Raw genomic sequence first — 14,228 nt, 5'->3', positions numbered from 1 at the left:
CAGTGAAACTCCTGGTCTATCAGCTCAGAGGCTGTCGATGAATTCGAAAAGCTCGTCGTCGTCGGCGGATTCGAGATCCTCGGCGCCATCCACCCCCGGTGGGTGAAGTGGGCCGCGATCGGTTCGATCGGCCGCTACGTCCTCGAGCTTGCGTAGTAGCGCGGACAACTTCTCGGCCAGGCCGGAACGCTCCGACGAGGTCAGTTCCGCCGCGGCGAAACTTCTGGTGAGCGAGTCGACTTCGGCGGCGAGCGCTCGCGCGGCCGCGTCGGCGGGCACCAACTCCTGACGGAGGAACTCGGCCAGGGCCGCAGGGGTCGGGTGATCGAACATCGCGGTGGCCGACACCTGCACTCCCGCAGCCGATTTCAACCTATTGCGGAATTCCATCACCCCGAGCGAGTCGAACCCGATCGCGCTGAACGGTTTATCCGGCTCCATCGCGTCGGCACCGGTATGCCCGAGCACGGCCGCGGCGTGCACGCCGATCACGCCGAGCAGGACACGCTTCTGCTCCTGCGCCGAACGACCGAGCAGGCGAGTAACCAGCTGTCCCGAATCGGCGGCGATCTCCGCCGTCGCCGATTCGGTGACCGGCCCGCGCCGCGCTGCCGGTTTGGACAGTGCTCGCATGATCGGGCGGACTCCAGCCGGATCGCCGCCGCCGAGCGCGTCGCGGTCTATGCGGACCGCCACGGAAGTGGGATGGCCCGCGGTCGTCGCCGCGTCGAAAAGGTCCATGCCCTCATCCGCATTCAACGGGAGCAGGCCCTCTCGTCGCAGCCGCGCCAGATCGGCTTCGGTCAGATCGCCGGTCATACCGCTGCTCTGCTGCCATGGTCCCCACGCGATGGAGGTCGCGGGGAGTCCCTCGGCGCGCCGGTGGTGCGCCAGCGCGTCGAGGAAGGTGTTGGCGGCGGCGTAGTTGGCCTGGCCCGCCGTACCGAGCACTCCCGCGATCGAGGAGTAGAGCACGAAGGCCGAGAGGTCCATGCCCGCGGTCGCTTCGTGCAGATTCCAGGCGGCGTCGACCTTGGGACGCAGGACCCGTGCGATCTGCTCGTCGGTCATGGTGGCGAGCAGGCCATCGGCCAGCACACCCGCCGCGTGCACGACCGCGGTCAGCGGGTGCTGGGCCGGGATCGTGGCGAGCAGCCGGTCGAGCGCCGCCCGGTCCGCCGCGTCGCACGCGACGACGTCCACGTGCGCACCGAGTGCGGTGAGTTCGGCGACCGTTTCCGCCACGCCGGGCGTCTCCGCACCGCGCCGACTCGCGAGCACGAGCCTGCGCACACCGTGGGCGGTGATGAGGTGGCGTGCAGCCACCACACCCAAACCGCCGGTGCCGCCGGTGATCAGCACGGTGCCGTCGGTTCGCAGCGGTGTCGGGACGGTCAGCACGTTCTTGCCGACACCCCGGGCCTGGCTGAGGTAGCGGAAGGCCTCCGGGGCACGCCGCAGATCCCAGGTGGTGATCGGATAGGACGCCAGCTCGCCGCCGTCGAACAGGGCCACGAGGGCTTCCAGAATCTCCCGCAGCCGGTCAGGTCCCGCTTCCATGAGCATGAAGCTGGCGTAGCGCACGCCGGGGTGCAGTGCGCCGACCTCGACGGGGTCGCGACGATCGATCATCCCCATCTCGACGAATCGGCCGCCGTGGGGGAGTAGACGCAGGGAAGCGTCCACGAATTCGCCTGCCAGCGAATCGAGCACGATATCCACGCCGTCGCCGCCGGTGCGGTCGGAGAACTTCCGTTCGAAATCCAGGGTGCGCGAATCGGCGATGTCCGAGTCGTCGAAACCCATGTCCCGCAGCACGTTCCACTTGGGTTTACTCGCCGTCGCCAGGACGCGAAGCCCCAGGTGCCGGGCGAGTTGCACCGCGGCCATGCCGACGCCGCCGGTCGCGGCGTGCAACAGCAGGGTCTCCCCGGAGCGCGCCTCGGCTAGGTCGACCAGACCGTAGTAGGCGGTCGCGTACACAATCGGAACGGCTGCGGCTTGTGCGAACGACCAGCCCCGTGGCATCGGTGCGAGCAGTCGACGGTCCACCACGACCACCGAACCCATACCGGGGGTGAAGCCGAAAACGCGATCACCGACGGCGAATTCGCTGACGTCGGCCGCGACTTCGAGCACGACGCCCGCGCCCTCGCCGCCGATTCGACCGAGCGGATCCGGATAGTTGCCCAACGCCATGAGCACATCTCGGAAATTCAGGCCCACCGCTCGCATGCTCACCCGGACCTGGCCGGGCTCGAGAGCGGTTGTCGCGCCCGAGGTTTCGTCGATTCCGAAGTTCTCCGTGGCCAGGGTTCCCTTGTCACGGAGGGTCAGCGCCCAGGCCCCACCGTCGGGGGCGGTCAGGGCGCCGGAGTCGCGGGTGACTCGCGGGACGTACACCGCCGAACCCCGCACAGCCAGCTGGGATTCGTCGGCGATCGCCGCCGCCGACTCCACACCTGCGCGATGGTCGCGCTCCCGGCCGATGTCCACGAGCCTGATCCGGTCCGGGTTCTCGCTCTGCGCGGTACGCAGCAGACCCCACACCGCGGCGCTCGCCGGATCGATGTGCTCGCCGGGCTCGGCCGCGACGGCCCGGCTGGTGACGATCACGACGGGATCATCACCCTCCACCAGGCGCCGCACTCGCGCGGCAGCGTCGATGACGGTCTGGCGCACCGAATCCGGGAGGCTCGGCGCCTGGACGGAAGTCTCTCTTGTCATCCCGGCGTGCTTTTGGCCGGGATCTCCCTCGCCGTGGTGGATTCCGGCCAAAAGCACGCCGGAATGACGGGGGGAACTTTCGGTCGCCGGTTCGATGCGAGCGACCCTGTGCCTGCGCCCGCCGATCGTGGCGGTCTCGTAGTCCCTGTCGGGTGCGGCGTCTTGCGGTGTTCCAGCGTCCCAGACGACATCCACTGTGTCGCCGTTCGGTTGCGGCGCGGCCACCCACTCGACGTGGTAACCGAGGCGGTCCCGCCGGGATTCGGTGAGCGCCCCCGTTGCGATTGCGCGCAGGGTCAGTGCCCGTACCTCGCCCACGGGAATGCCCGCCTGGTCGGTGAAGGTCAGGGCGATGCGTTGGGTCCCGGAGTCGGAAACCCTCGCGTGCACCCGGAGCGCGGTCGATCCGATGCCGCGCAGGTCGACCTGTTCCCAGGAAAATGGCACGGCGACAGAACCATTCGGCGGCGTGGGAAGCAGTCCACCGAGCAGGATCGCGTGGAGCGCCGAATCCAGGAGGGCGGGGTGCATCCCGTACTCCCCGGCCTGGTCGCGTACCGAATCCGGCAGTGCGATCTCGGCGAACGCCTCACCGGTACGCGCCCACAATGACCGCACACCGCGGAAGGCGGGTCCGTATCGGTAGCCGCGTTCCGCCAGTGCCGCGTAGCCGTCTTCGACGGCGATCGCCGCGGCGTCCGCTGGCGGCCACTCGTGTGAGCCATCCGGGTTCGACGGTGCGGACGCGTCGTCGGTGAGGGTCGCGGTGGCGTGGCGCACCCACTGCGATTCGCCGTCGGGTCCGGCGTTCTCGATTCGCGAATAGAACTGTGCCGTCACGCTGTTCGAGTCATCCGGTGCATCCGCCACCAGGCGCAGCTGGACCCCCGCGTCCGCCGGTATCGGCAGCGGCGCCTCGATCACCAGTTCGGCCAAATGCGGCCGCCCGGTGACCGCACCGGCATGCAGCGCGAGTTCTGCCAAGGCCGCGCCGGGCAAGAGCACCGTGCCCGCGACCGCGTGGTCTTCGAGCCACGGATGCGTGCTTCGCGACAGTCGGCCGGTGAACACCACCTGCTCCGAGCCGGGTAGCCGGACGATCGCGCCGAGCAGCGGATGGTCGGCGTCCTCCAGTCCCGAACGCCGGACATCGTTCGCCACGACGGGCCGGGCCCAATAGCGCTGACGCTGGAATGCGTAGGTGGGCAGGGCGACACGGACAGCAGGCCGGTCCTGACCCTGCGACCAGTCGACGGGAATACCGGCGGCGTCCGCTCGCGCCAATGCGGTCATGAACGCGGTCGGCTCGTCCATCGACCGCCGCGATGCCGCCACCGCAATGGATTTCGGCTCCACCTCCGGGTACTGCGCCAAACAGGCCGATGTCATGGCGGTGAGCACCGCGTCCGGGCCGACCTCGAGGAACTTGCGCACACCGCTCTCGATCAGGGTGTCCACTCCCGGCGCGAAACGTACACAGCCACGCACCTGCGCCACCCAATATTCCGGGTCGCGGACGGCATCGCCCGCCTCGGTGCCGGTGACGTTCGAAACGATCGGCAGCAGCGGCTGCCGATAGCTCAATCCCTGCGCGACAGTGCGGAATTCGGCCAGCATCGGGTCCATCCGCGCCGAATGGAACGCATGGCTGACTCGTAGTCGACTCGTCCGGACACCGCGCTGCTCGAATAGCCGGTCGACCTCGGCGACGGCGTCCTCATCACCCGAGAGCACCACTGCGGCAGGCCCATTGACCGCCGCCACCGAGAGGCGATCGGCGTAGTCGGCCACCACCGCGACCGCCTCTTCCTCGGAGACTGCCACCGCGAGCATGGCGCCGCCTTCGGGCAGGCCACCCATCAACCGTCCGCGTGCCGCCACCAGGGCGCACGCATCCGACAGTGACCACACGCCCGCGACATACGCCGCGGCGAGCTCACCGATGGAATGCCCGGCGACCACGTCCGGGACGACGCCGAAGGACTCCAGCAGCCGGAACAGCGCCACTTCGAACGCGAACAGTGCGGGCTGCGTGAATTCCGTTCGGTTCAGCCCGCTTTCGGGCGCATCGAACATCACCGCGCGCAGCGATCCGCCGAGACGGCCGTCGAATTCGGCGCACACTTCGTCGAGGGCGCTCGCGAAGGCCGGGTAGTCGCGGTAGAGCCCGGCACCCATGCCGCGCCGCTGCGCACCCTGCCCGGTGAAAAGGAACGCCAATCGCCCCGGTGTCGCCGTGCCCGCAATGGCGGTCGCGGTGGCCTGCCCGTCGGCGAGGGCCGCCAATCCGGCGAGTAGTTCGTCACGGTCGCGGCCGATGACCCCGCCGCGCCAGTCCAGTCGCGCCCGGGTGCCGACCAGGGCCGAGGCGATATCCCGCGCGGCGAGCGCCGGGCGTTCGATCATCCACTGCCGCAACCGATCCGCCTGCTCGCGCAGTGCCGCCTCGGAGCGCCCCGAGATCATCAGGGCATCGACGTTCGGATTCGCCGGGGCGACAGCGGGTTCGGCCGCGGTCACGGGCGGCTCCTCGAGAATGACGTGCGCGTTCGTCCCGCTGATGCCGAACGACGAGACACCGGCGCGGCGTAGCCGGTCACCGCTGGGCCACGGCTCGGCGTCGGTGAGCACCCGCACGGCTCCCGCTGACCAATCGACATGCGGTGAAAGCTCTTCCGCGTGCAGCGTGCGCGGCAGCACGCCATGGCGCATGGCTTGCACCATCTTGATGATTCCGCCGACGCCCGCGGCCGCTTGCGCATGCCCGATATTGGATTTGAGCGAGCCGATCCGCAGGGGTTCCCGGTCGCCGCGAGCCTGTCCGTAGGTGGCGATGAGCGCTTGCGCCTCGATCGGGTCGCCCAGGGTGGTTCCGGTGCCGTGCGCCTCGACGGCGTCCACCTCGGCGGGTGTCACACCGGCATCGGCCAGCGCCTCGGCGATCACCCGCTCTTGCGCCGGTCCATTGGGCGCGGTCAGGCCATTGCTGGCACCGTCCTGATTGATCGCGCTGCCACGCACGACCGCGAGCACCGTGTGGCCGAGCCGCTGTGCGTCCGAGAGCCGTTCGACGACCAGCACGGCCGCACCCTCCGACCACGCCACGCCGTCGGCGGCCGCGGAGAACGATTTGCAGCGCCCGTCCGAGGCGAGACCGCGCTGCCGGGAGAAGTCGAGGAAGACCGTGGGCGTGGCCATGACCGTGGCCCCGCCGACCAGGGCCAGGGAACTTTCCCCGTCCCGCAGCGCACGGCACGCCAGATGCAGCGCCACCAGCGAGGACGAGCATGCGGTATCCACCGTCAGCGCGGGGCCTTCCAGTCCCAAGGCGTAGCCGATACGCCCCGAGACCACGCTGCCCAGCGATCCGGTGAGCGCGTAACCCTCGACCTCCGGACCCGCATTGCGGGTCAACGATTCATAGTCCTGGTACATCACGCCCGAATAGACACCGGTATCACTGCCGCGCAAGGAGATCGGGTCGATTCCCGCGTGTTCGAGTGCCTCCCAGGACACTTCGAGCAGCAACCGCTGCTGCGGATCCATGGCGACGGCCTCGCGGGGGCCGATTCCGAAGAAGCCCGCATCGAAATCGGCCGCGCCGGTGACGAATCCGCCCCGGCCCGAATACGTGGTGCCCGGGTTGTCGGGGTCCGGATCGATCAGCCGGTCCAGCTCCCAGCCGCGATCGGAGGGGAAGTCGCTGGTGGCGTCCGTTCCCGTGAACACCAGATCCCAGAGTGCGTCGGGGGATTCGACACCACCCGGGTAACGGCAGGCCATGCCGACGATCGCGATCGGCTCATCGGTGCGTGCGTGGCTCGACGCCACCGGCTTCGCCGCTCGGGTCGCCGTCGGCGCGATTCTCGACTGGACCAGCTTCGCCACCGCCGCGGGCGTCGGATAGTCGAAGACCAGGGTCGAGGGCAGAGACAGGCCGGTGGCCTTACCGAGCCGATTCCGCAGCTCCACTCCGCCCAGTGAATCGAGGCCCAGTTCCCGGAACGGCGTCTCGGCATCGATCGAGTCACCGGAATCATGTCCGAGGACGGCGGCGACCTGGGCGCGCACCGTCTGCAGGGTCAGGTCGGCACTGCGGTCCGAACCCGCCTCGGCCAGCCTCGCGGCCAATGTCTCCACCGCACCAACGGATTTCGCGACCTCGGCGGCGCGGCGTCCATACCCGCGCAGGACCGACGGCAGCGCGCGAGCATCGGATCCGCGACGCACTGCGGTGGCATCGAAACGAAGCGGAACCAGGCGCGCCGCACGATGCGTGAGCGCGGCATCGAACAGGCGCAATCCCTCGGCGCGTTCAATTTGCCCGAGCCCGAGGCGATCCCACCGCGCGACGGCGACGTGGTCCAACTCGCCCGTCATTCCGCCCGCTTCACCCCACGGCCCCCACGCCAAGGACGTCGCAGCCAAACCGGTAGCGCGTCGCCGCTCGGCCAGCGCGTCCAGGAAGCTGTTCGCGGCGGCGTAGTTGCCCTGCCCGGCCGAACCGATCACTCCCGCGACCGAGGAGAACAGCATGAATGCGGAGAGGTCGAGACCCTCGGTCGCTTCATGTAGATTCCACGCGCCCGCGACCTTCGGCGCCAAGACCCGGTCGACCTGCTCGGCGGTCAGGGAACCGATGGTGCCGTCGTCGAGGACACCCGCGGTGTGAATCACCGCGGTCAGCTCCAGACCGCTCACCAGCTGTCGTACCGATTCACGGTCGGCGACGTCGCAGGCGATGATCCGAGCGTGGGCACCCAGGGCGGCCAGTTCTTCGACCAGAGCCGCCGCACCGGGAGCGTCGGGGCCTCGGCGGGAGGTCAACGCCAGGTCCCGGACGCCGTATTCGGTCACGAGATGCCGGGCGAACAATGCGCCCAATCCGCCTGTGCCGCCGGTGATCAGCACCGTACCGGTGCCGAACGGGGTGGCGTCGACCTCGGCGTCGGCGGTCTCGGCGCGAACCAAGCGCGGTACGAGCACGTCGGCACCGCGAATCGCGATCTGCGGTTCATTGGTGCGCATGACGGCGGCGAGCGCTTGGTCATCCAGCGGTGCCGCCGGGTCCTCGTCGACGAGGACGAAACGATCCGGATTCTCCGACTGCGCGGTGCGCACCACACCCCACACCGCCGCCGCGAGGAGATCAGGGGTTTCGTCGGCGACTCCCACTCCGCCACGGGTGACGACGACCAGCCGCGAATCCGACTGCTCTTCGTCTCGCAGCCACGAATTCAGCAGGGCGAGCGTCTCGTGCACGGCCCGCCGGGTCGTCGAATAGATGTCGGCCGGTTCATCACTCGGGAACTCCGCACGGTATACCACCGCGGTCGGAACCTGCTCGCCGATGACCGCGGCACCCGCGCGTTCCCAGCGCACTTGATATAGATCGGCCGGGTTGTCGGACAGGCCTGCGAAGAATCCCTGCACGTCATAGGGACGCATGACGACGGCATCCACCGAGATGATCGGCCGCCCAGCGGAATCGACCGCGGCGACGGAGATGGTCTCCGGTCCCGTCGCGACGGCGGCGACTCGAAGCGAGGTCAGCCGCGCCGATCGGTCGGCCATCGGCCGGTGGAATCGCGCACCGCCCCAGCGGAACAACAATTTCCCGGAGCCCGGCTCGTGATCCAGTCCGTGCCAGAGCAATTCGGCGAGTCCGGCGTGCACCGTCATATCTACCAACGTCGGGTGCACACCGAAAGCGCGTGCGGTGCTATCCACCTCGGCGCGCAGGGTGATCTCGGAGAAGACCGCGTCCGCCTGTCGCCATACGGTGTGGACGCCGCCGAACGCCGGGCCGTATTCGAGCCCGGAGCCCTCCGTCATCAGGCTTGGAATACGCGTCGCGTCGAGCGCTTCCGCATCGGCGGGCGGCCAGGCCTGGCCGAGCAACCGCAATGCCTTCGAGTCGCCCGAATGTTCCCGTGCGAGTGAACCGGTCGCGTTGAGTACCCACGGGGCATCCCCGGACTTCCGGAAATAGAAATCGAAAGGTCGACGCCCGGACTCGAATGCCCGAACGGCGACCTGGAGCTCGATCTCATCGTCTTCGGCCGGGACGATCGGAACCTGCAGCGTGAGTTCCTCGAGCACACCGCAGTCGATCCGTTCGCCCGCGATGAGCAGGAATTCCACCAGGACCGCACTCGGGACGACCACGACACCGTGTGCCGCATGGTCGGTGATCCACGGGTGTTCGCGCAGGGACAGTCGACCGGTGAACAACCATTCATCGGTGCCCGCGATACCGACGACACCGGTGAGAATCGGGTGATCACCGGACGTAGCTGCGGCGAGGCTCGGGCGCAGCCAGAACCGTTGATGCTGGAATGCATAGGTCGGCAACGGAATTCGTCGATCGGAGACGGGAAGCAGGGGCCGCCAGTCGACCGGTCCACCGGTGACATGGAGCCGCGCCAGGGCGGAGAGCAGCTGCGGTACTTGATCATTCGACCGTCGCGAGGTGGCCACGACCGAGGTCGACGACTCGAGGGCCTGGTCGGTCGCCAGGTACCGGTTGATCGCCGCGCTGAGAATGGCATCCGGTCCCACTTCTACGAATCGCCGCACTCCGCTCGCGAGCAGGGTGGCGATCGCGGGCGCGAAGCGGACGGTGTCCCGCACCTGCCACTCCCAGTATTCGGGGGTAGTGATGCTCTCGCCCGCGACCTCTCCGGTGACGGTGGAAACGATGGGGATCCGGGGCGGGTGGTAGGTGAGGCGCTCCGCGATCGCACGGAATTCCGCCAGCATCGGATCCATTCGCGCCGAATGGAAAGCGTGGCTGACGCGCAGTCGGGTGGTCTGAATTCCCTCGGCGGTCAGCTCTCGTTCGACGGCGTCGATCGCGTCCGAGTCACCGGAAAGCACTGTCGCGGAAGGGGTATTAACCGCGGCGAGCGAGAGGCGACCATCGAATCCGGCGATGAGGCCGTTCGCTCGCGCCTCGTCTACGGCGACGGCGAGCATCGCCCCGCCCTCGGGAAGTTCGCCCATCAACCGGCCGCGGGCCGCCACGAGTGCGCAGGCGTCGGGTAGCGACAGCACTCCGGCCACGTGGGCGGCCGACAGTTCGCCGATGGAGTGGCCCGCGAGGACGTCCGGTGCCGTTCCGAACGATTCCAGCAGCCGGTACAGCGCGACTTCGAAGGCGAAGAGCGCGGGTTGCGTCCATTCGGTGCGATCGAGCACGCCGCTGGCATCGGTGAACATCACTTCGCGCAGCGATCCGCCGAGGAGCGGATCGAGGTGTGCGCACACCTCGTCCAGCGCGGTCGCGAAGGCAGGGAAGGCGCTGTAGAGGTCGGCACCCATGCCGACTCGTTGGGCACCCTGTCCGGTGAACAGAAACGCGGTCTGGCCCGCGACGAGGGTTCCGGTGACGATGTCGGTGCCAGTGCCCGCATCGGCGAGGACATGCAACCGTTCGAGCAGCTCGTCCCGGTCGCGTCCGAACACCACCGCGCGCGAATCCAGTTGTGCCCGTGTCGAAGTCAGCGCACCGGCAACCTCGGCGACATCCAGCTGCGGACTCTCCGACAACCACATGCGCAAGCGGGCGGCCTGTGCACACAGAGCCGCCTCGCTCTTACCCGAGACGACCAGCGGCACCGGGATCTCGTTCGGGAGATCCGAGCCGCTGCGAGCAGTATCCGATGTCGCCGCGTCGATGGGCGCTTCCTCGAGGATCACATGGGCGTTCGTTCCGCTGATCCCGAACGACGACACCCCCGCCCGACGCGGCCGATCCCCGCGCTCCCACGGTTCTGCCTTGGTCAGCAGCCGCACCGCCCCCGCATTCCAATCCACATGCGGGGAAGGCGTTTCCGCATGCAGTGTGCGCGGCAGTCGTCCATGCCGCATCGATTGGACGGTCTTGATCACACCGGCGACGCCCGCGGCGGCGACGGTATGGCCGATATTCGATTTGAGCGAACCGATGCGCAGCGGTTCGCGGTCGCCGCGAGCCTGTCCGTACACGGCGATCAGCGCCTGTGCCTCGATCGGATCGCCCAGTCTCGTCCCGGTGCCGTGCGCCTCGACGGCGTCCACATCGGCCGCCGATATTCCGGCGTCGGCGAGGGCCTGTTCGATCACGCGTTGCTGCGACGGCCCATTGGGTGCGGTGAGCCCATTGCTCGCACCGTCCTGGTTGACCGCGCTACCCCGCACCACCGCCAGGACGTGGTGTCCGAGTCGGCGAGCATCGGAGAGTCGCTCCAACACGAGCACGCCCGATCCCTCGGACCAGCCGACACCGTCGGCGGCGGCGGAGAAGGCCTTGCAGCGGCCATCGCGCGACAGCCCGCGCTGCCGAGCGAAATCGACATACAGGTCGGGGGTCCCGGCAATGGTCACGCCTCCGGCCAGAACCAGAGAGCTCTCGCCCCTGCGCAAGGCCTGACACGCCGAGTGCAGCGCCACCAGCGATGAGGAGCACGCGGTGTCCACCGTCACCGCGGGCCCCTCCAGGCCGAGGACGTAGGCGAGCCGCCCCGAGATGACGCTGTGCGAGGTGCCGGTCAGCCGGAAGCCCTCCAGGTCGCCGGTGACGAGACCGGAATACCCTGACGCGCAGGCTCCTACGAAGACGCCGGTATCACTGCCGCGCAGTGTGGTCGGGTCGATTCCGGCGTCTTCGAGGGCCTCCCAGGCGGTTTCGAGGAACACCCGCTGCTGCGGGTCCATCGCCAGTGCCTCACGCGGGCTGATCCCGAAGAAGCCGGGGTCGAAATCGCCTGCGCCGCTGAGGAAGCCACCCCGGCGCGTGTAGACGGTACCCGCCTTGCCGGCGTCGGGATCGTAGAGGCGATCGAGATCCCACCCGCGATCGTCGGGGAAATCACCGATCGCGTCGCGTCCCGCCGCGACCAGGTCCCACAGCTCCTCGGCGGAGGAGATACCGCCCGGGAACCGCGCACCCATGCCGACGATCGCGATCGGCTCCTCCGAGGAGGTTCGCCGCGTGACCCGGCCGCGCTTCTCACCGGCCGCGGTGGCGCGTGACCTCAGCAGATCGGCCACCGAGGTGGCGGTGGGGTGATCGAAGATGAGCGAGGGCGGCAATTCCACACCCGTCGCCCGGGTCAGGCGTTTTTGCAGTTCCACGCCGCTGAGCGAGTCGAACCCGAGATCGGTGAACGGCAGGTCGCCGCGAATCGACTCGGCCGATTCGTATCCGAGCACCGCGGCGGCCTGCTCGCGGACCACGGCGAGAACCGCTGCGCGGTGCTGAAATTCGGGTATCGCTCGCAGATTGCGCGACAGGATGCTGTCGGAAGGCGTGTGATGGTCGGTGTCGTCACCGGCATCGCTAACCGCATTGACAGAAGTTCCGCTCGTCATCCCGGCATGCTTTTGGCCGGGATCTCTGACAGTGCGGTGGATTCCGGCCAAAAGCGCGCCGGAATGACGAGGAGGACCTTCGACCAGTCGCTTAGTCCGCTCCGTCGGGGCGGGTGCTACCGGCGGTGACTCGACGGACTCGAGATCCGTGAAGTTCTCCCGGCGGCGAAATGCGTACGGCGGCAGATCTACCCGGACACCTGTAATCGCCCAGGCGCTCGAATCCACCGGCTGCCCAGCGCGATACGCCTGAAGGAGTGACTCCCGAACCTGCCGGGCGCTGTCGTTCGGCAATGATTCGACGCTCGGCGCGACGGCTTCCGAACCGCCCTCGCGTTCGATGAGCGCCCCCAGCTCGGACAGGAGCTGCTCGCGACTCGACGCGTAAAAGCCTGCACGCCAGGACATATGGGCGCGGGTCGTGAGCAGCGAATGTGCTACATCGGCAAGGGCGAGCTCCGGGTGGCGCGCCAGCCAGTCGCGGAGCCGACTCGCTTGCGCGCGGAGGCCGACCTCATCGCGCGCGGAGAGCACGATCGGCACCTCGTCGGCGTCTTCGGGCTCGAAGGTTGTTGTCGCAATATCCGCGATCGGAGCCTCGTCGAGGATCAAGTGAACGTTCGAACCGCCCATGCCGAATGCGGAGACGCCCGCCCGCCGGATGGTGGTCGCGGCCCACTGTTCGGGTTCGCTGACCACACGCAAGCGCAGATCATCCAGCGGAATCGCCGGATTGGGCCGCTCGAAGTTGAGGCTGGCCACGAGTTCGCGGTGCCGCAGACACAGCGCGGTCTTGATGAGGCCGATGATCCCGGCAGCGCCCTCCAGATGGCCGACATTCGTCTTGACCGACCCCACCGCCAGCGGCGAATCCGGCGCGCGATCGGCGCCATAGGTCGCGCCGAGTGCGGCGGCCTCGACCGGATCGCCCGCCGGGGTTCCGGTGCCGTGCAACTCGACGTACTGCACGGAATCGGCGGGCACATCGGCCGCTTCTAGGGCGGAGCGAATCGCGGCGACCTGCGCTTCGCGACTCGGCGCACTCAATACCCGCCGCTCATTGCCGGTATTGACCGCGCTACCACGGATGACGGCGTGAATGCGGTCGCCATCGTCGATCGCCTGTGCCAGCGGCTTCAGCACGATCACGCCACCGCCTTCGCCGCGCACGAATCCGTCCGCGCGCGAGTCGAAGGTGTAGCACCGCCCCTGTGCCGAGTGCGCACCGAAGTGTTCGATCCGTTCACCACTGGTCGGCGAGAGGATCAGATTGACGCCACCGGCCAATGCGATATCGGTTTCGCCCGCGCGCAGGCTCTCGCACGCCAGGTGCACCGCGACGAGTGAGGAGGCCTGCGCGCTGTCGACCAGGAGGCTGGGGCCGGTGAAACCGAAATAGTTGGAAACCCGGTTGGCGATGATTCCGCGCGTCGCACCCCACAGGGAGTGGCGCGTAATGCCGGGCCCCTCGGCGGCCGTGACGAGTTCCGCGAAGTCACCGCCGGTGCAACCGAGAAATACCCCGCCCCGGCGCGATTCGCGTGCCACCTCGGCCAGCCCCGCATCTTCGAGGGCCTCCCAGCTCAGCTCCAATGCGAGCAATTGCTGTGGATCGATCGATCGGGCCTCATTGGGGGCGATACCGAAGAACTCCGCGTCGAAATCGCTCACCGAATCGAGGAAACTCGCGCGTTCGCTGAGATTCGCGCGCGGCGCCGGGGCGGCGCCGACGGTGGCGCGTCCCTCGCCGAGCAGCCGCCAGAAACCGTCGAGATCAGCAACTCCCGGCAGCCGGCACGCCATTCCTACGACAGCTACGGGGAAATCTGATCGGGTTACCACTCGAGAACCTTCCTCACAACGAGCACGCACCTGCGCGCATTGGCATCGCGCCTGTGCGAAATGTGTACTACACCAAGAGCTTCAGAGATTGTTGGAGGTTCCCCGATAGGGCGGGATGCCGAAGAAGTCGGGATCGCCGGTAGTTCGATCGTTCCGCTGGGATATGTCAGCAGTGGCAACGTAAGACACAGAGTCTCCTCGGTAACTCGAATCCCCCCGAGAAGTGATGTGCGGGATCGCACCCCGCGGGTTTGCTACGCTGCGATGTTCCACATCGGTTCGCGCGCAACGACATTCAAGTCCAG

The 14,228-nt window shown here is 68.2% G+C and carries 1 protein-coding gene; it reads right to left on the bottom strand.

The annotated features are described in order from the left end of the window. Nucleotides 1–24 precede the first annotated feature (24 nt). Nucleotides 25–13,923, bottom strand: coding sequence for an SDR family NAD(P)-dependent oxidoreductase (locus AB0N05_RS25275; RefSeq protein WP_364698309.1), 13,899 nt, complete (start codon nucleotides 13,921–13,923; stop codon nucleotides 25–27). Nucleotides 13,924–14,228 lie beyond the last annotated feature (305 nt).

Origin of the sequence: Nocardia sp. NPDC051030, from assembly GCF_040683015.1 — a bacterium.
Taxonomy (GTDB): Bacteria; Actinomycetota; Actinomycetes; order Mycobacteriales; family Mycobacteriaceae; genus Nocardia.
This window is presented reverse-complemented; position numbering and strand designations above follow the sequence as displayed.